Genomic DNA, 17,247 nt, shown 5'->3' with positions numbered 1-17,247 from the left:
GAACGGCGAGGTTACCAGTGAGTGATGAAACTGATTTCGAAACATGTTTCGAAACGAGCGCCCCGGGTCAGGTGCAGCGGCTTGACGTGATCGAAAGCCCGCGGGGCAAGCGGCACTGGACGCCCGAGGCGCGGGCGCAGATCATCGCGGAAAGCCTGGAGCCGGGTGCCAATGTGTCAGCGGTGGCGCGCCGCCACGGGCTGTTTCCCCAGCAGTTGTACACATGGCGGCGCGGATTGCGGGAGCGCGCGGAGGCGATGACCTTTGTGCCGGCAATGGTCGAGCGCGGGAAGGTCGACGAGCTGTCCAGCGCGGCAGTGCCACCAGTCAGCGGCCAGATCGTCGTCGAGGCAAGCGGGCTGCTGATCCGTATCCCTCCCGACGTGAGCGCGGATCACATCGAGCGGGTGTTGTTGGCCGCGCGGGTGAGCGCGTGATCATCCCGCCCGGCCCCCTGAAGGTACTGGTCGCAACGCAGCCCGTGGACTTCAGGAAAGGAATGGTGGGCCTTGCCTCGCTGGTCGAGCGCGAGCTCAGGCTCGATCCCTTCTCAGGTATGCTGTTTATCTTCCGGGCGCGCAGAGCGGACCGGATCAAACTCCTGGTCTGGGACGGCACTGGGCTGGTGCTGGTGACGAAGCGCTTGCACGATGGGAAGTTCCGTTGGCCACGCCCGGGAGACGGGGTGATGAAGCTGTCAGCGGCGCAAGCCTCGGCGTTGATCGAGGGGTTGGACTGGTCGCGTGTGCACGTGCCGCGCGTGCCCAAACCGATCCATGCGCAGTAGGCCGCATGCCTGATTCTGCTTGGCGCAAGGCTGTTCCTCGCGAGGCAAAATCCGCTAGAATGCAGGCGTGGCGGCGCATCCAGAACTCCCCGCAGCGACCGGCGCAGAAGCCGGATACGACGAGCTTCCCGACGACGTCGAGCAGCTCAAGGCGATGCTGCTGGCCGAGCGCGCCCGCGCAGCGCGGCTCGAGCAGATCCTCAAACTGATCAACCGCACGACCTTCGGCAAGCGGTCGGAGAAGCTTTCTGCCGATCAGCTCGCACTCGCGCTGGAAGACCAGGCCGTGGCCCTTGGTGAGGCCCAGGGCCTGCAGGATAAGACGGACGAAGAAACCGAGCGTCATGGCCTCGTGCCTCGCAAACGCCGGTCCGCCGACACACAACGTGCATCGCTGCCGGCGCATCTGCCGCGCTTCGAGGTGGTGATCGAACCCGACAGCCTGGAATGCGCCTGTGGCGGCGCGCTGCACAAGATCGGTGAGGACCGTGCGGAACGGCTCGACATCATCCCGGCGCAGCACCGCGTCATGGTGACGATCCGGCCGCGCTATGCGTGCCGGTGCTGTACCGATGGCGTACACCAGGCTCCGGCACCGGAGCGCGTGGTGCCAGGCGGCTTGCCGACCGAAGCGCTGATCGCCGATGTTCTCATCAACAAGTACTGCGACCACCTTCCGCTTTATCGCCAGTCGAAGATCTTCGCGCGGCAGGGCATCGAGATCAGCCGCGCCACGCTGGCCAACTGGGTCGGCCGGGGCATTGCGGCGCTGCAGCCGATCGTCGACCGGATGCGCGTGGATGCACTTGCACGATCACGGCTGTTCGTCGACGAAACCACCGTCAAGGTGCTGGCACCGGGGACCGGCAAGACCAAAACTGGCTACATGTGGGTCATCGTCTGTGACGACCGGGCCCATGGCGGTGCCGATCCGCCGCTGGCGCTTTACACCTATATGCCTGGCCGCGGGGCCATGTGGGCCAGACAGCTGTTGGGAGCCTACCAGGGCATCCTGCAGGTTGATGCATGGCAAGCCTACGACCAGTTCGGCAAAGATGACCGCGCCAATGCTGGCGTCTGGAAATCTTACTGCTGGGCACACCTGCGACGTAAGTTTGTCGACGCGGGCAGTGATGCGCCGATCGCACAGGATGCGTTGCAGCGCATCGCCAGGATCTACGGCATCGAAAAGGACATCCGTGGTCGCCCGCCCGAGGAACGCCTCGCTGTACGGCAAGAACGGAGCCGTCCGCTGGTCGAGCAGCTCCACGCCTGGTTCACCGCCATCAGCCCCCGCGTCATGGCTGGCTCGGCGACAAGCGACGCGATGAAATATGCGCTGAAACGTTGGGCGGGCTTCACCCGGTTCCTCGACGACGGGCGGATCGAGCTCGACAACAACTCCGCCGAACGTGCCATCAGACCAGTGACTCTTCAGAGAAAAAATGCGCTCTTCGCAGGCCACCAGCTCGGCGCCGAAAACTGGGCGGCGATCGCCTCGCTGGTCGAAACCTGCAAGATGCTGGACCTCGAGCCCTACGCCTACCTCTCCGATGTGCTCGCCCGGATCATCACCCGATCCGACACGGATCCGATCGACGACCTGCTCCCGTACAACTGGGTCAATACAAACGCCGGACAAACCATGTTCGAAATGAGCAACATCGTCACCGCTGCTTGATCACCGAAATTACATCGCCAAACCCGCCACGGCCGCTCCACCGCCACGTGGGGGATTTTTACCGCTTACGTTCATTGTGAATACGAGGCCGTCCGACTGCAGCCCTATCTCCTGGATGAAGCTATAGCGCTTCTCGAACACCCGAAGCGCCTCAGACACATAACAGCGCTCGGCCCAACGCGCCCGATGCGGTCCCAGCAAATGAAGCAAGGTGTCGCGCTCAGGATCGGATCGGAGAAAAACTGCCCGAAGGCAGGGCTGAAGCTCCAGCGGTGACGTTGGCAAAACTTCGGCACATCGATGAGCGATGATGCTATCATCGCCGCCAGTTGGCCCCTCATGATAGACCTTATCGAAGGGGATGCGGGCAAAATAGGCTTCACCGTCGCCGGGCTCGGCACCACCGCGCTGCATGTTTCGGTCACAAAACTGCGTTCCGGGCGCAGTCAGAACGCGCTGCGCATCGAGGATGAACATGACCAGCATCGGTGCGTGGGTTTCGTCACCAAAACGGCACTCACCCGGCTTTCGAATGCCTTCAATGTTGAATTGCGTTGGCGTTCTGGGACGAAAATAAAGCCGCACCCGATCATGCGCGTGGTCGCGCGCTGCATTGACGTCTCGGGCGGCAACATCGCGCGGCCTCGGGTTGGCAGCATCATTTCGCGAACGAAGCATCCCGGATGAAAGTATGGAAACCGCGTTCTCAATCGGGGCGTGATGAAACAGGCAGTCCGGCCAATGGCGCCGGTAATTATACCAGGGCTGATTAAGCTCGGCCTGCCAGCGCGCAATGTGCGCCGCTGCGGCCTCGTGACTCAGTGCCATGCAAAACTAGGCTGCCCGCCCGCCGGATTTACCGAGGAAACGGCGCGGGGTGCCGGCGCTCGTTCCACCGCCAGTTCAGACCGGCTCGCGCCCTTCCTTTGAATTTCTATCGGACGATTGCCCGGCAGAAGACTGAGCAATGTAAGGATATGCGGACCAGCATCGCCAGCCGTCCAGCCTGCCCGATCGCTCGTCACGACACCCGACTGAAGTTCCAGCCAAACACCGCGCAATGCCTCTTCCTCAAGCTCCCAGCGATGTCCATCAGCCTTGATTTCCAGCACCCCTGTCGACGGCATAGCGGCACGAAATGGCTGGGCACCGTCAAGATCAACCAATTGGTCGCCACCAGCGGCGACGACGTCATTCAGCGAACGCAGGAAGGATTCGAACGACACGCCGCCATCGCTGGCGCGCCGCACGTTCATAGCGATCGATTCCAGATGCTCCGGAAGGCCGATGTCCTTGGTGAAATCGTGGACATAGACCTTAATCGGGAGGCCACCGAGATACTGCTCCATCAGAGGCCGCACCTCGTCCCAATCCAGATTGCCATTTCCGCAACCCAGTTTCGGGAATGATATCTCCGTGATCCCCTGCGCTTCGTAGGCCGAGACGAACTTCTTCAGCCCTGCCTCTACCCAATCGATCTTCGACGGATGCCGCCAGTGGACCTTGGTCGGGAAATTGAGCACCCAATTGCTCGATCCACGCCAGAGCCAAAGCTTTCCAGGCTCGAGCAGATGATCGTCGCAAATCCGCTTATAGGCAGCAAACATGGCGGGTTCACGTTCTTTGAAAGCGTGCGCGAGCCCCTTGCCCATCACGCCGACGCAATTCACCGTGTTGACGAGGGTTTGAGCGCTCGATTCGAGCAAGCTCGTGCGCCGGTAGATCAGCATTGTGCAGGCAGCGTAAGACGAACCAGAATCATGCACGCTCCTCACAAACAAGAACAAAGATAGAACTTCTATAGCGAACACTGATAGAAATGTCTATCCAACCTACTCTCGTGGCATTCCCCCAACCTGCATGTCCAATCCCCCCGCTCGGCGCAGCCGCCGGACATGCTTCTCCCGGAACATTGGGTTCGAGGCGCCGCCAGGAACACCTTTTGCTGCCATTGCGCACACCCATCAGGGCACCGATCGCGAGTTCGATTTCCATTGCGGGTGGATCCATAGCGATTTGCGATGCACGGCCCGACCCTCAAGCCAATCCTCAACCTCTTCCTTTTTGAACAGCGGCGAACCGGCGGGACGCATCTCCGTCGGAAAAGATTCATCCCGCTTGGCGCGCAACCTGTTCAAATGGCGCACGGACATGCACGCGTAATCGGCAAATTCTTCGAGGGTCCAGACGGGACGCTCCCAATAATTCGGACGCAACGTACGCATCGTGGTTGGGTCCTTAGGATTATTGTTTGGAGATGGAGGCGGCGAACACATCCTCGCCGAACCGGAGCCTCAGCTTCCCGACCACGCTGGCGGTGTATCGACGTTGCCTCCAGGCAGTCGGGCTATGATAGACGCCGACAGCCTTCCAGAAATCGCCGGTCGTCCTCAGAGCCGACAGGAATATCCAGCGCGCGGCCTGGGCGTTGAAACAGGGATCATAGCGCAACCAGTATCGGACATGGCCCGGAGGCCGATCGAGCATATGGGCGATACGGGGCACCCACCAGCTGTTGATCTGGAGCGGTCCGAGGTCGTGAGTCCCATTGCTGTTGAGCACTTCTGCCCCAATCCAGCCCGCCTCCTGATCGCGCAGGCCCCAGAGAGTACGCTCCAGCCAGAGTTTCCCACCAGCGGCCTGTTTCACGCAGCGCGCCACTTCGGCCTCCCCCCGCCTGTCTGTCGTTGCGGCAGAGGCGGGAGACACCGATATGGCCAGTCCCGTCATAATGAGGGCAAGGCAAAGAGAATGCGGCCACCCGGCGCGCACGCAAAGGATCGCTGTCATCTTTCTGGTCCTTTGTTGGGAGTATGTTCGGCGCCTCTGAAAGCCGGCTGTGCGGCTTCGGACGCCCTGTCCGTATCACCACGGCGGGGCTCCGAAAGGCTCTGGAGATAGCGGTCGAGACTGGCCGCGATCCTTCCCGCGCGCGCGGCCAGATGCTCGCCAAGATTGCGTGGCTCGTCCGGCAAACGGCGACTTAGTGCCCGGTCCTTGCGAGCCTCCCGATCGGACCGCTGTTGTTCACGGTCGGCACGAAGGCGGTCGCCATGACGTTCGTCAAATGGCGCTCGGGCATCCTTGTCGAGCCGACCCAGCCCCTCCAGCGAGGACGTCTTTTCGCCCGACCGCGCCATGAGCTTTTCGGCCAGCTTTTCCGGGTCTTCCGTCCAGAGCTTCACCCCGAAGCGCGCTCGGGTAATGGCGGTATAATAGTTCTGCCCGGTCACCAGCGGAGAGGCGACCGGCGCGAGGACATAAGCGCGCGCATAGGTTTTCGACTGAGCCGAGTAGACCGTCTCCGCATAGCCATGGTCCCAGGTCTTGTGAGTGGCAAGGTCCACCTGGCTGACGCGCCCGCCGCGATCCCATCTGATCGTCGCGACGCCCTGATCGATCCGCTCGACCGTGCCGCGTTCAGCATTTTTGAGATCGAGATCCTTGTTCACAAGCCGCCACTGGATGCGGTCGCCGGTCGCGAGATTGCGTTCCTCCCGGTTGAAGACGTTCACCGTTCGCGCGCGGGTGAGGCGAGGATCCCACCGGATTACCCGCCCCTGCTCATCGACCAGCCTGACCATCTGCCGACCGTTCGGATCGCGGCCCATCCCCAGCACGCGATATTCGGTGTCGCGCGCGATACCGCTCTTGCCGAGATCCTGCCCGAAGGTGACAACCTGGCCGCCGGAATAGAAACGCGCCGCCTGCTTTTCCGCGTCGGTCATCCCCGCCGGGGTCAGGATGGAGAGGCGATGCTCCTCGGCCGCAAGGGCGCCCTCCACCTTCAAGGCGTCCCGGATCCGACTGTTGACGATCAGGCGCGTGGCGTTGTCGAGCACGAGAATATTGGTGGTGGCGCGGCTGTCAGCGCTGAGCCGGGTCCAGTCCCGAACCAGCCCCTTGGCGAGGTCCTCCGCCGTCCCGCCGCTCGCCACCTTGTCGAGCGCCGTCAGGGAGGCGGCATAGTCACCGGAGCGCGCCGCCGTCACGGCCATCTTCATGGCACGAGTTTCCTGACGGACGGATTCGGTGAGCTGCGCAGTCGGCAGCCCGAGGCGCTGCATCAACCAGAAGGCCTTGCCCTGCTCGACCGCGCCGGTCTGCCTATTGTCGCCAAGAAAGATGACGCGGGCACCGCTTGCCCGGCTGATTTCCAGCACGCGCAAGGCCTGGCGGGTGCCAAGTTGCCCTGCCTCATCAAGCACCAGCACATCGGACGGGGTGAGTCCCCTGCCCCCGCTTGCCAGGAGGCTCGCAACCGTGCGCGATGTGATGCGGGCACTGTCGCCAAGATTGCCAGCGGCCGATGAGGTTGGAGCCAGAGCCGTGAATCGCGTCCCCGGTTCCGCTGCCACCTTCAGCACCCCAACCAGCGTCGATTTGCCCGCGCCGGCAACGCCGTGGACAGCCGTCAGCCGGTCACGCGAGGTCGCGATCTCCACCAGCGCCTGTTCCTGCTCAGGCTTGAGGCCGGCCCCCTCCAACACCGCCAGCAGGCGATCCGCTGAGGCGATCGGGCGGGCATCGTCCATTCCAAGCAGGATATGCCGGGTGAGCGCCTGTTCGGCCCGCGCGGTCTTGCGGGTGGTGCGACCACGAGTGAGGATCTGATCGCCGGTCTGCTCATGGGTCGCGAAGAGTTTGCGCCGTTCCTCATGCGCATCGAGCTGGGGCCGGACATCCTGCGCCCGCACCTCGCCGACATGGGCGGCAAGCCCGGCGCGCAATATGGCACCATAGTCGTTGACCGCCTCACGGGTCTCGGCCTGTTTGATCCCGAAAAGGGCCGCGCGCGCCGCCGTCGCGGCATCCACCTCCAGCGGACCGGCCTCCCGCGAGCTGGCCTCCTCGCGGAGCTGATCCAGCGTCACGGCATGGCTATGGGAGCGTCTCTCCCAATTCTGATGCAGGGTCGGAAGGTCCGTCTTCTCCTTGGCCCGGCGCGTTGCGTAAAAGGATTCCCGGCGCGCTGCCTGCCCGGTCAGCCCATGCTCACGCGCATGGTCATCAATCTGCTCGGCGCGCTGGGAGAAGGTGCGGATCAGATCATACGGCACGCCCCCGATCTCGAACAGGCCGGTGCGCGGATCATCGGCGATCTGCCATCCCTGTTCCCTCAGATCGAAGGCCAGCGCATTGCGATAGACCTGCCCCGCCGCCATCTGCGCCGCAAACATGGCGCGGGATTCAAGGCTCGCCATCCGGGCTTCGGGCTCATGGTTCGTCATGTTCATGACGACGACATGGGTGTGGAGATGCGGGTCGAGTTCGCGGCTTGCATGCTCCGTGAAGCGCGCGAAGATCAGCCGCTCGGTCGTCTCATGGACGATCTCGCCCTCCTCCCTGCGGCGAAGACCGGCATGTTCCTCCAGATAGGATAATGCCGCCGTCACGGCCTTTTCATGGGCGGCGATGATCCGCTCGTCGCCGGTCAGCAGCGCCATGATCGACACCGACTTGGGCGCATTGACGGCAAAGTCCCAGCCGGGGTGATGGTCAATCGCGCCATCTGACAGGCGGCGCCCGAGCTGCTGACCGGCTATCTCGCCGGCCAGCAGGGACTTGAACAAATCGGGCTCGACGGGCATGCCCTCGATACCGAGATCACGGGCGATCGCGCCGCCCCATTCACTATGCTCGGCATCGCCCTTGGTGTAATAATCGCCCACCGTATAATAGCGGGCAATGTTGGCGGGCGTGCCCTTGAGGCGGCGCGGATGGATCATGCCGGCTTCGCCTTATTGCGGTTCCCGTCGCGTCGGCCATGCTGCTTCAGCCCCGACCCCGAAGGCTTGCCGAGCAGTTCGAGCTGCTCCGGTTTGATGGGAGGCGTTTCGGGCTCGGGCGGCAGCTCCGCTTCGCTTTGCTCCTCACCCTCGGCTGCATCCGGCTCGGCTTGACCATCGCTATCGATGGGAAAGATTTCCGGCTCCGGACTGACGACCTTCTCCTCCGCATCGAAATCCAGTTCCGGCTCGCGCGGTTCTTCCACCTCGCGAGGCTCATCCTCCTGGACTTTCGGTTTGGGCTTCCGTTTGGGCGGTGCTGGCGGCGGCGCCGGTGGTTCCGTCAGGGCCTCCACGGCAAGGCGAAGAGGCGCGCCCGACTTCTCGACAAAGCCCGCCGCGATCGACTTCACCCCGTTGAAGCTGTCTTCGAACCGCACCACCGGCAGGCTGCGACCGAAGCGGAGATAGCCGCACAGATTGGGGAGGTTCGTGACCTCAGTATGCATGACGAGCGGGCGCGTAACCTGCATGCGGGAGAGGTTCACGCCGTCCCGCATATCGTTCACGCCATAGGACATGCCTTCGTTGGCTTCGACCTGTTCGACCTGCCCCAGATTTTCCGACACATGCTTGGCAGTGGGGGTGTCATTGGCCCGGAGCGCGACCCAGGTGGAGCAGTAGCCGGTGATGGCGGCCGCATCCTGAATGCCATAGGTCGCCTCCAGCTGCGGATAGCTCTGGAATCCCAATATGCCGCATCCGCCATATTTGCGGGCGCGGGCCAGAAAGTCGGAGAGCGAAGGCAGTTTCTGGAGCGTCGGCAGCTCGTCGATCACGCAGTAGAGCCGTCGGTCGCGATCCGGTGCGAGGCTCATGATCGCGCTGATGGCAATGTCCAGCCAGACCGTGATGAGGGGGCGGAGCGAGGGAAGCTGGTCCGCCTTCACAGTGATGAAGAGCCAGCTGTCGTCATCCTCATTCGTTACCCAGTCACGGATGGAAAGGCCGTCGGCGGTATCGTCGAGATAGGCGAAGCTGCGCATGACCGACGCCAGTTCCGCCTGCACGCCCGCCGATGTGCGCTCCCCTTCCTGACTAATGAAGGCCGACGCCTCAGTGCCCTCCACGAAGGTCGCGAGATCCTTCAGCTTGGAGCGCACCAGGATGTCGAGGAGGATGGAGACGAGGGTGCGCTCGGTCCGCGCCAGCTTCTTGAGCACCGCCACCAGCGTGCCCCGTGCGGCCTTTGCCCAGAAGGGATCGCCGGTCTTGTCGGGGATCGTGGACTCCGCAATCTGGTCGTAATGATAGTCCTGCGGCACATCGACCCAGGGGGTCCAGCTGTCGCTCCGACCGTCGAGCGGATTGAGGAGCACGTCCTTGCCCGGCCGGTAGAATTTCTCGACGAAGGTGCCGGCGGTGTCATAGACGATGGCCCGGCGCTTCTTCTCCCGGATGCCCTCCAGCATCTTCACGATGATGTTGGTTTTGCCCGTACCGGGAGCGCCGCAGATGAGAATATGCTCAGGTTCAAAGGCGTCAGGCACGGCGACGCCGCCGATCGAGAAGCTCCCCTTCTTCTGCCCCCAGAGCGCGCGTCTGACTTGCCGGACCGTTCCAAACCGCGCCCCGCGCAAGAACTGGTTGGAGCCCAACCCCCTCCCCGTCCGGGTGAAGTAGAACCAGGCCCAGAAGAGCATGGCGAGGGCGAATGCGCCGGAGAGAAGCGCCCCATGGAGAAGATAGCGCTCGAAGGCCGCCAGCGTTTTATGGGCCAGTCCCGATGCCATCAGCGCGTTCGGCGTGGTCCAATATTGGGCGCCGGCCTGCGTCTTGAATAGGATGGGCGTCTGGTTGCCGGGCAGCGTATCGCCCATCATGAGGGCGGTGCCGATCTTCACCAGCACATAGCGTTCATAGTCGCTGGACTTCTCGCAGGCATACCAGATGATGCCGCCTATCCAGATGACGAAGCCTGCGAGACAGGTCTGGTAAAAGACCTGCGTCGTCATGCGGACATTGTGGACGATTGCCTGGCCGCCGCGCGTCCAGCTGCCCAATGTGTCGTGCCGGAAAATGCTCATGCGCGATCCTGCTCGGGATCGAGCAGCCCCCTTTGCTTGAGGAGGCGGCGGGCATCGGCAAGACCCTTTTGAAGGACGGATGGCGAGTCCGCTTCGACCAGCGCGGCGAGCACCGCAAGGGTCTGGATGGCGGTGGCGTGAAGTTCATCGAAACGGGCGTGGATACCCGACGGATCGGCGCCCTCGAAACGCTCGAGGACATCCCTGATGAAGGCCGATTGAGTAGCGCCGACGCTCCGCGCCTGATCGAGCAATCGCCCGTACAGGCCGTCGTCAAGACGGATGGTGATACGTGCCATGAGCGGTTCCTGTCCGCCCCTGGCAAGGGATGAAGCGACGCTCTTATAGCAGAATCGCCATGCTATCTCAACAACTTAGGGCGTCAGACGCATTTGATCCTCTAAACCGGGCAAACTCAGACACTTAGTTCATCGCCTTCGCCCGCTTGTCCGACATGTCAGCCATTTAGTGACGCGCCGGCGGACAAAGGCGGACGGCTCGAACCCCAGCATTCCAGCGGGTTTCAGACCCGCAGCACCCGTGCGTACGGTGCATTACATTCGGCAGAGCCGTGAGTGCCCCCTTCCGCAGCGTGTTCACGCTGCGTCATCCCCCGTGCCGGAAGGCGCGGCCCACCCCGGTCGAGGCACTTTCTTCCACTCTCCCTTTCTTGTCCGGCGCGATCTTGCAGGTCGTCATGTCGCTCCCCACAACGGGTCTGTGACGGGCAGACCATTCAGCAGAAAAGGAATGGATATGCCAAAACTGACCGAACGCGAGCGGCTTGCTGAGATGGAGCAACGCCAGCGCAAGATGACCGAGGAGATAGAGCAGCAGCGGATTGCCGTACGCGCTCGATATGCTTCCATTGTGACCGACCTGCCGGTGGAGGATTTTACCGAGAAGGAGTTCCGCGACGCACTCCAGCTCATGCTCAAGTCGGGACCAGCTACCGCCCTCCAGCTCCTCAAGGCTCCCTCTTCGCGGACAGGCTGACCGACCGGCTTGCGCGGACATGGGGGTTCGATGCCCCCATGTCCGCCCCGCTACAGGAGGAAAGCGGGAGGACCTTGCGGCCCTCCCTTCTGCCTTAATATTCGTCGATGACCTCGCCCGGGATGGTGAGGACGATGCTCTCGATCATCTCCTCGGTGAGCCAGGCATAGTCTCCCTCGTCGATGGCGATGTAGCCCCGTTCCGTATCCCGGAGGATGTGCTGGTCGAAGTAGCTGCTGGCGGCGCGGCGTTTGGCCGTCAGGAGGGCGTCGAGATAGGCATCGGTGTCGCGGGCGGTCATCGTCTGCATCGGTCATCTCCTTGAAGTCGAACTGACGCGAGGCGGCGGCCGGACCGGCTAGATCGGGTCAAGGATCGGCGGCGCCAGCCGACGACCGCGCAGCGGGCGGTGGGGGAACCGATTTTGTTGGTGGCGCCCGCAGGGCGGCACCGGCAAAATTGGGGGGACCGCCGATCCTTGAGGCGGTCGACGGCGGTCTGGTATCATGGGACAGCTGTGAGAGAGTGGGTGTGGGGTCAGGCAAGGCGTAGCGACGCACGAACCGACGGGTTCGTGCGGCACGCGAGCGAGCCGGGATGATGCCCTGCCCTTGTATCAGGGATGCCGGCCACAGGGGCAGCAATCCTCCTCGATGTCGGTCAGGCTGCACCTTGGCCGATCATATGGCGACTGACCGCCCGACCCATGCTGATAATAGGCTTCATCTTCGAGGCTGGATCGGTCGACCCACCAACGCTTCCCGATGTCGTCCGACGCAGAGGGCAGATCGATCTCGCCGGTGCTGATCGCCTCCACGGCCTCGTCAAAGGAGATGGCCTCGACTTCGATGACGGTCGATTTCTCGACACGCAATGTCTGTGTGACGGTGATCCTGAAGAGCATGTCGCGTCTCCTGAAGAGGGGATGGATCGGAACCGCATGGGAGTGCGATCCCGACCCGGTCCGGCTCAGTTGCCGGGGTTCCAGATGATGGCGTAGACGTCCTCGTCGTCCTGCCCCGCCGCGCGGCCGAGATTGGCGTAGAGGGTGTTCGGTCCCAGCTCCGGCGCCGCCATGGAGAGGCGGACATATTCGCGCTGGCTGACCTCGCCGGTCCGGATCCAGCCGCCGCCCAGTTCGACGCCGCCGGACATGACCCGATAGTCGGGCTGTTCGCCCACCTTGCCCCGGTTGGGAATGATCTGGACCTCGGCGCTGACCGAGAGGGTGCGGATCGAGCCCTTGAAGCTGCCATCCGACTGACGCTGCACATGACCGATAGCTGACATTGTTCATCTCCTTTGCGTTTCCGCCCGACCGCTTGCCGGGCGATGGGCGGACCAAGGGATGACTGAAGGCGATCCCGGAACCGTCAGGCCGAAGCGTCAGCGAAGGACCCGGACTGGAGGACTGATTTGGAGCGCAGCGACCGCGAGGAGCATGGCTCTGCCATGCGGGGAAATCAGTCTGGAAGCCGGGTTGCAGGGGTCGCCGGTCGTCCCAGGTCATTCGCCCCGCACCGGCCCAGCGGTGGACGCACGACAGAGGTGACAGGTGCCGCTTCGATGCTCATGGTGACAGGCAGGGCTTGCGACGAGGCGATGTCGCTTGCCTCTTTCGCCGCCGGTCCCGATGCGCCAAGGGGTGCGGCATGGGGGCAGACAGCACAGACAGGGACGATGGCCGGATCGATGCGTTGATCGGCAGGCTCGCGCCGGAGCCGGTATGCGATGACTGCGTCGCGGAGCGCCTCGGCCTGGCCACGGAGCCGGTGACGCACCGCGCCCATGCGCTCGCGGGCATAGCGGGCTATCAGCGCGCCGGGGCGTCCTGCACCCTCTGTGCCACGGTCAAGGTGACGACCCGGCTGGTGCGCCGATGACAGGTCTGATCCGCAACCTCAGCTGTGCGCTCGCCCTCGCAGCCCTCACCGCCGCAGCGCCTCCGACGACGGGCAAAGTGGCATGGGTCATCGATGGCGATACGGTCCGGCTGACGAGCGGCGAACGCATTCGTATCGCCGATATAGACGCCGCCGAGACCCGCAAGGATCAGGCGAAATGCGCCGCCGAGATCGAGACCGGCAAGGCTGCGACCCGAAACGCCATCGACCTGCTCAAGGGCAGGACGATCAGCATAGTCCGGGTCGGCCGCAGCTATAATCGCACCGTCGCCCGCATCTCCCTCGGAGACCGGGACGTCGGTACGATGCTGATCGCCAAAGGGGTGGCCCGGCCATGGCTGAGACATCAGCCCAAGCCGGACTGGTGCTCCGCCTAGACCTTCTTGCGGGGTGCGCGCGGCGCTTTTGCGGGCTTGACCGGCTCAGCCTTGGGCTTCCTGCCCAGACCAATGGTCATGGCAAGATCGCGGCGCTGGGCGGCATAATCGGGCGCGACCATCGGATAGTCGGCGGGCAGCTTCCACTTCGCGCGATAGTCGTCGGGGGTCATCTGATAGTGGGTCATCAGGTGACGCTTGAGCATCTTGAGCTTCTTGCCGTCCTCAAGGCACACGATGTGATCGGGCTTAACCGACGCGCGGATCGATACGGCGGGCTTCTGCTCTTCCACTGGCGCGGCAACAGTCGAGCAAAGCCCGGCAAGGGCACCATGGACCTGAGCGATAAGACCAGCCACGTCGCCCACGCCAACGCTGTTGTTGGACAGATGAGCGGCGACAATATCTGCCGTCAGGGTGATGAGATTATTATCCGGCGCGACCGTATCTTCCGTCATGCTTCACTCCAGGGGGATGAATGCTTCTCCTTTGGCATAGGCAGTTAAGAAACGATAGCCGCGCGGACGGCGCCCCATGGGGCGCGGCCGCGCGGCGCGATTTTTTCCGGCACGGGCGATGCAACGTCAGGGGGCAGCGCCCGAAATCTCACCCTCGACCCGAAGCGGCGGCACCGGGAAATCCCCTGCGACGAAATATGCCTGTATGGCCTCATAGCTGCCCAATTCGCGGACCTTTTCGCGCCCGATGAGCAATTCATCCTCATCATCGGCACCATAAGCGCAGGGCTCGCCCTCGCCTGTGAAGACGAGGCGCTGCGATCCCCATTGGCTGCAATAGCCCCCGCACCAGCGCACGAACGGCAGGCCCTTGTCGATGCACCATGACTCCAGCCGGTCGAACCGGCCCCATGCGGCATATTGGTCATAAAGGCTCAATGCTTCGCCGATGGCCCGCTGCGCTGGGTCAAAGGGTTCGCCCTCCCATTCGGTGCGCAAGTCATAGGACGCGATCATCTCGATGAGCAGGGCATAGTCCGCCGCGCTCACATTTCCTCCGATGACAATGGACGCTGCTGTGCGGTCAACCATCACACTCTCCCTATTCCCGAAAGGCAAAAGAGAAAGGGCGACATCGTGATGCCGCCCTTTCCTCGTCATGCAGCGAGGCGCTGCTCCTCTTCGCCGCCATCGGTGGCAGGCGCGTCGCCCTCCTCTCCGATATCGATTTCGAGTTCGGGCAGGTCCGTCTCTTGCCCCTCCTCGACCTCCGGCTCCTTGGTCGCCTCGGCATGGGCACGGACCATCGCGACCCCGCCCCGGTCGGTATAGGCAGAGGGCGGGAAGCGCATCCAGCGCGGCACCCAGCGTTCGCACCGCTTGCGCCCATCGGTGCCGAGCAGATAGTTCTGGATGATCTCTTTCAGGGTCTTGGTCTTCTCGGTGGCATTAGCCTGCGCCACCGTCGGCCCGGCCACCTCCTCGACCATCGCGACGAGCAATTGCTTGTCGCGGAGCAGTTCGAAAAAGGCGTCGTCCGCTTCCCACCATGTCGCCATGTCGATGCCCAGCGACAGGCCGATGAGTTCGACGGCAACGCTTCCCGTCCGCAGCGTCTCGCCCATGATGAGGGCGACAAGCCCCATCACCGCCTCGTCTGGCATAGCCATAAGCCGGGTGAGCAGAGGCCCTATATCGGCGCTGTTGTGGGTGAGGCTGGGATCATCGGCGTCGAACCCCATGGCCTGCAAAATGTCGCGCTGCTGCTCCCGGAAGAAGAAGCCGCCGGGCGAGCGTTCAATGCTGTCCTTGGTGGCTTCCTTCTGGATGACAGGTTCCTCGGGTCGCAGTTGCCAGTTCACCGAGCCGGTGATGGCGTGGGCGACCAAGAGACGCAGCGCCAGCCCCGGCGAGGCCAGCAACGCGGCACGGGCAGCATGAAGGCGGTGCAGGTCGACATAGGAAGCGAGAGCGCTGGAGAGTTCCGGGCGGGCAATCTTGATGCCCGCTGCCACCTTCTCGCCCTTCTCGATCCGTCTGGCCTCCTTCTCGGTCACATAGCCCTCGTGGAAGATGACCTCACCATTGGTGCGGACTTCGACATAGACCCGCCCACCCTTGCGCTTGGGAGCCTTTTGATGCTCCCAAGACCGGAAATGGTCGCCCGTCTCCATGATGACGACCTCGCCCCAGCCCTCTTCGCGATAGGCTTCGTCCTTGCGCGCAATGGCGGCAATCTGGGCGATCCAGAACTGATCGCGATCCGCGAAATAGCCCCCCTCGCCAAAGAGGTCGGCCACAACCGGCCCGCCTGCCTGCTCGGTATCGAACAGAGCATATTTGACCGGCACGGACACGCCGCCGAACAGCCAGTCTTTCAGGTTGGAACGGATGGGCGCATGGGCGTCCGGATCGTTCCACAGGGCGAGCCAGTCGCGCTGCTGGCTCTTGGTCGCAAGGGTCAGCTGCCGGATGGTAGGGGCGTCGATTTCCTCCTTCCGGTAGAGGGTACGGATGCGGGGCAGGAGATTGCCCAGCGCGAGGATGCGCTTCACGCGGAGTTCGGGCAGGCCGAAAGTCGCGCCGATATCGTCGGGGGTGCGGCCCTCTTTCACGAGACGGACGAAGGCTTCCCACTGGCTGACCTCGTCGGGATCGAGCCGGGCCAGATTTTCGATCAGCGAGGCTTCTACGGCGGCGGCATCGTCGCCCGGCTCCATGATGGCGGCAGGCACCATCACCGGCTCGCTATCGCCTGCCTCGCGCCGTTCCTCCGCGACGAGGAAAGCACTGCGGCGGCGGCGATTGCCCGCAATCACTTCATATCGTTCGCCATCGTCCAGCGGACGGACGAGGATGGATTGCAGAACGCCGCGCGCCCGGATGGACGGCAGGATATCGCTCACGTCCGGTTCCTGACGCGAACGCATATTCGCCTTGGCGACGACCAGCTTGTCTATGTTCAGAAAATCGAGTTTCATGGGTACACACTCCTATAGTGTGCCGGTCCGTCGCTTTTCACCGGGACGGCGGACCGGCTTTTGGGAAAGCGGCTGCGAGCCGCACGTCATCCGTCCGAATTGTCGTTCGTCTCGGGCGGATTTTCGTCTGAGGCCGGAGCCTCGGATGGGGTTGGCGACGTGGATCGGACGATGTCCGCAATCACGAACTGGGCGTCGATAATCGATCCGGCGATGCGGGCGGCATTGGCCCATGCCGAGAGGGGGAAAAGGCCCTCGAACCCGATATCCCGCTCGATGCGCAGCCCGTAGGGCAAACGCACGCTTTCAATCTCCATGAGGGAGAAGGAGCCGAGTTCCGGGCAACCGAAGCCAAGGTCCGCCAGCCCGAACAGCGTGTCGCCATCATCGTCCAGTTCGGTCGCCAGCCATGTCGCCGCGCCCACCGGGTTGAAGAATTTGACGACGGGCACGCAATCGGGCTCGCGGCGGCCTTCCTCCTGCGCGCTACGGCGGGCCAGACTGTTGGCGCGCAGCGCCTCCTTATGCTGGGGTTCAAGGAGGATCATGCCGCCCTCCGCAGTTCGAGGGCATCCATATGCCGGGCGAGAAGCCAGTCAGCGGCTTTGCTGGCCTGTCCGGCGGCGCGGAAGATGGCGCGATTATCGTCGCGCAGTACTTCCAGCCATGAGCCGATATAGTCGGCGTGGCGCACGGTCGGCATGATGCCCAGCGCCGCGCAGAGAAAGGCCGATCCCATTTCGGCGAC

General features: G+C 63.4%; 20 protein-coding genes. 6 read left to right on the top strand and 14 right to left on the bottom strand.

The genetic code is table 11. The annotated features are described in order from the left end of the window. Positions 1-71: 71 nt before the first annotated feature. The 3 genes from tnpA to tnpC all read left to right on the top strand — a co-directional run bounded on the left by tnpA (position 72) and on the right by tnpC (position 2,468). A complete protein-coding gene (gene tnpA, locus YP76_RS28595) occupies positions 72-437 on the top strand; it encodes an IS66-like element accessory protein TnpA (protein ID WP_046763243.1) in 366 nt (121 codons plus the stop codon). Beyond that, positions 434-787, top strand: coding sequence for an IS66 family insertion sequence element accessory protein TnpB (gene tnpB, locus YP76_RS28590; protein WP_046762724.1), 354 nt, complete (start codon positions 434-436; stop codon positions 785-787). The genes tnpA and tnpB overlap by 4 nt, the downstream gene beginning before the upstream one ends. A gap of 154 nt (positions 788-941) precedes the next feature. Beyond that, on the top strand, positions 942-2,468 hold the full coding sequence (tnpC, locus tag YP76_RS06005; protein ID WP_046763242.1) for an IS66 family transposase: 1,527 nt from the start codon (positions 942-944) through the stop codon (positions 2,466-2,468). Positions 2,469-2,477: 9 nt separating this feature from the next. Here the strand turns inward: tnpC and YP76_RS26910 are convergent, their stop codons facing one another. From YP76_RS26910 to YP76_RS05970, 6 genes are all read right to left on the bottom strand, one after another. Beyond that, positions 2,478-3,296: a DarT ssDNA thymidine ADP-ribosyltransferase family protein gene (locus YP76_RS26910; protein WP_084733057.1), complete on the bottom strand. Its 819-nt coding sequence runs from the start codon at positions 3,294-3,296 to the stop codon at positions 2,478-2,480. After that, positions 3,287-4,279 carry a macro domain-containing protein gene (locus YP76_RS26500; protein WP_232307466.1) on the bottom strand — a complete coding sequence of 331 codons (993 nt, stop codon included), beginning with the start codon at positions 4,277-4,279 and terminating at the stop codon, positions 3,287-3,289. Before YP76_RS26500 ends, YP76_RS26910 begins: the two co-directional genes overlap by 10 nt. A 433-nt stretch (positions 4,280-4,712) precedes the next feature. Continuing rightward, positions 4,713-5,198: a lytic transglycosylase domain-containing protein gene (locus YP76_RS05985; protein ID WP_046763240.1), complete on the bottom strand. Its 486-nt coding sequence runs from the start codon at positions 5,196-5,198 to the stop codon at positions 4,713-4,715. A gap of 56 nt (positions 5,199-5,254) precedes the next feature. After that, positions 5,255-8,197: a MobF family relaxase gene (gene mobF / locus YP76_RS05980; protein ID WP_046762721.1), complete on the bottom strand. Its 2,943-nt coding sequence runs from the start codon at positions 8,195-8,197 to the stop codon at positions 5,255-5,257. Then, positions 8,194-10,284 carry a type IV secretion system DNA-binding domain-containing protein gene (locus YP76_RS05975; RefSeq protein WP_046762720.1) on the bottom strand — a complete coding sequence of 697 codons (2,091 nt, stop codon included), beginning with the start codon at positions 10,282-10,284 and terminating at the stop codon, positions 8,194-8,196. Before YP76_RS05975 ends, mobF begins: the two co-directional genes overlap by 4 nt. After that, positions 10,281-10,583 (bottom strand): hypothetical protein, encoded by a 303-nt coding sequence (locus YP76_RS05970; RefSeq protein WP_046762719.1) that lies wholly within the window; start codon positions 10,581-10,583, stop codon positions 10,281-10,283. The genes YP76_RS05975 and YP76_RS05970 overlap by 4 nt, the downstream gene beginning before the upstream one ends. A 457-nt stretch (positions 10,584-11,040) precedes the next feature. Here YP76_RS05970 and YP76_RS05965 point away from each other — a divergent pair, with 457 nt between their 5' ends. Next, the gene (locus tag YP76_RS05965) at positions 11,041-11,280 is read left to right on the top strand and encodes a hypothetical protein (RefSeq protein ID WP_046763239.1); all 240 of its coding nucleotides are present in this window, start codon (positions 11,041-11,043) and stop codon (positions 11,278-11,280) included. Between the two features lie 94 nt (positions 11,281-11,374). On the opposite strand, the gene YP76_RS05960 is transcribed toward YP76_RS05965, so the two are convergent. From YP76_RS05960 to YP76_RS05950, 3 genes are all read right to left on the bottom strand, one after another. Next, complete coding sequence (locus YP76_RS05960; protein ID WP_046762718.1) at positions 11,375-11,590, bottom strand: hypothetical protein; 216 nt, start codon at positions 11,588-11,590, stop codon at positions 11,375-11,377. A gap of 306 nt (positions 11,591-11,896) precedes the next feature. Beyond that, on the bottom strand, positions 11,897-12,184 hold the full coding sequence (locus YP76_RS05955; protein WP_046762717.1) for a hypothetical protein: 288 nt from the start codon (positions 12,182-12,184) through the stop codon (positions 11,897-11,899). Positions 12,185-12,249: 65 nt separating this feature from the next. Continuing rightward, positions 12,250-12,570, bottom strand: a complete 321-nt coding sequence (locus YP76_RS05950) for a DUF736 domain-containing protein (RefSeq protein WP_046762716.1) — start codon at positions 12,568-12,570, stop codon at positions 12,250-12,252. Positions 12,571-12,932: 362 nt separating this feature from the next. Here YP76_RS05950 and YP76_RS05945 point away from each other — a divergent pair, with 362 nt between their 5' ends. Beyond that, positions 12,933-13,163 (top strand): hypothetical protein, encoded by a 231-nt coding sequence (locus YP76_RS05945; protein WP_046762715.1) that lies wholly within the window; start codon positions 12,933-12,935, stop codon positions 13,161-13,163. Continuing rightward, positions 13,160-13,561: a thermonuclease family protein gene (locus YP76_RS05940; protein WP_046762714.1), complete on the top strand. Its 402-nt coding sequence runs from the start codon at positions 13,160-13,162 to the stop codon at positions 13,559-13,561. The genes YP76_RS05945 and YP76_RS05940 overlap by 4 nt, the downstream gene beginning before the upstream one ends. Here the strand turns inward: YP76_RS05940 and YP76_RS05935 are convergent. The 5 genes from YP76_RS05935 to YP76_RS05915 all read right to left on the bottom strand — a co-directional run. Continuing rightward, positions 13,558-14,019 carry a MucR family transcriptional regulator gene (locus YP76_RS05935; protein ID WP_046762713.1) on the bottom strand — a complete coding sequence of 154 codons (462 nt, stop codon included), beginning with the start codon at positions 14,017-14,019 and terminating at the stop codon, positions 13,558-13,560. The genes YP76_RS05940 and YP76_RS05935 overlap by 4 nt on opposite strands. 126 nt (positions 14,020-14,145) lie before the next feature. Beyond that, positions 14,146-14,610 (bottom strand): hypothetical protein, encoded by a 465-nt coding sequence (locus YP76_RS05930; RefSeq protein WP_046762712.1) that lies wholly within the window; start codon positions 14,608-14,610, stop codon positions 14,146-14,148. A 65-nt stretch (positions 14,611-14,675) separates the two neighbouring features. Then, entirely contained in the window at positions 14,676-16,499 is a 1,824-nt protein-coding gene (locus YP76_RS05925) for a ParB/RepB/Spo0J family partition protein (RefSeq protein WP_084733056.1), read from the bottom strand. 86 nt (positions 16,500-16,585) lie between these two features. Further along, positions 16,586-17,047, bottom strand: coding sequence for a DUF2958 domain-containing protein (locus YP76_RS05920; RefSeq protein WP_046762711.1), 462 nt, complete (start codon positions 17,045-17,047; stop codon positions 16,586-16,588). After that, the coding region (locus YP76_RS05915; protein WP_269748619.1) for a zincin-like metallopeptidase domain-containing protein at positions 17,044-17,247 on the bottom strand (204 nt) is incomplete at its 5' end. The genes YP76_RS05920 and YP76_RS05915, both read right to left, overlap by 4 nt.

It is taken from the genome of Sphingobium chungbukense, assembly GCF_001005725.1.
Taxonomy (GTDB): Bacteria; Pseudomonadota; Alphaproteobacteria; order Sphingomonadales; family Sphingomonadaceae; genus Sphingobium; species Sphingobium chungbukense.
The sequence above is the reverse complement of the archived record's forward strand: the minus strand, read 5'-3'. Positions and strand labels throughout refer to the sequence as shown.

What these genes read in the sequence shown, in the direction of transcription:
- tnpC (WP_046763242.1), top strand. Translation starts at nt 942, where the DNA reads ATGCTGCTGGCCGAGCGCGCCCGCGCAGCGCGGCTCGAGCAGATCCTC.
- YP76_RS26910 (WP_084733057.1), bottom strand. Translation starts at nt 3,296, where the DNA reads ATGGCACTGAGTCACGAGGCCGCAGCGGCGCACATTGCGCGCTGGCAG.
- YP76_RS05985 (WP_046763240.1), bottom strand. Translation starts at nt 5,198, where the DNA reads ATGACGGGACTGGCCATATCGGTGTCTCCCGCCTCTGCCGCAACGACA.
- mobF (WP_046762721.1), bottom strand. Translation starts at nt 8,197, where the DNA reads ATGATCCATCCGCGCCGCCTCAAGGGCACGCCCGCCAACATTGCCCGC.
- YP76_RS05975 (WP_046762720.1), bottom strand. Translation starts at nt 10,284, where the DNA reads ATGAGCATTTTCCGGCACGACACATTGGGCAGCTGGACGCGCGGCGGC.
- YP76_RS05970 (WP_046762719.1), bottom strand. Translation starts at nt 10,583, where the DNA reads ATGGCACGTATCACCATCCGTCTTGACGACGGCCTGTACGGGCGATTG.
- YP76_RS05965 (WP_046763239.1), top strand. Translation starts at nt 11,041, where the DNA reads ATGCCAAAACTGACCGAACGCGAGCGGCTTGCTGAGATGGAGCAACGC.
- YP76_RS05960 (WP_046762718.1), bottom strand. Translation starts at nt 11,590, where the DNA reads ATGCAGACGATGACCGCCCGCGACACCGATGCCTATCTCGACGCCCTC.
- YP76_RS05955 (WP_046762717.1), bottom strand. Translation starts at nt 12,184, where the DNA reads ATGCTCTTCAGGATCACCGTCACACAGACATTGCGTGTCGAGAAATCG.
- YP76_RS05950 (WP_046762716.1), bottom strand. Translation starts at nt 12,570, where the DNA reads ATGTCAGCTATCGGTCATGTGCAGCGTCAGTCGGATGGCAGCTTCAAG.
- YP76_RS05945 (WP_046762715.1), top strand. Translation starts at nt 12,933, where the DNA reads ATGGGGGCAGACAGCACAGACAGGGACGATGGCCGGATCGATGCGTTG.
- YP76_RS05940 (WP_046762714.1), top strand. Translation starts at nt 13,160, where the DNA reads ATGACAGGTCTGATCCGCAACCTCAGCTGTGCGCTCGCCCTCGCAGCC.
- YP76_RS05935 (WP_046762713.1), bottom strand. Translation starts at nt 14,019, where the DNA reads ATGACGGAAGATACGGTCGCGCCGGATAATAATCTCATCACCCTGACG.
- YP76_RS05930 (WP_046762712.1), bottom strand. Translation starts at nt 14,610, where the DNA reads ATGGTTGACCGCACAGCAGCGTCCATTGTCATCGGAGGAAATGTGAGC.
- YP76_RS05925 (WP_084733056.1), bottom strand. Translation starts at nt 16,499, where the DNA reads ATGAAACTCGATTTTCTGAACATAGACAAGCTGGTCGTCGCCAAGGCG.
- YP76_RS05920 (WP_046762711.1), bottom strand. Translation starts at nt 17,047, where the DNA reads ATGATCCTCCTTGAACCCCAGCATAAGGAGGCGCTGCGCGCCAACAGT.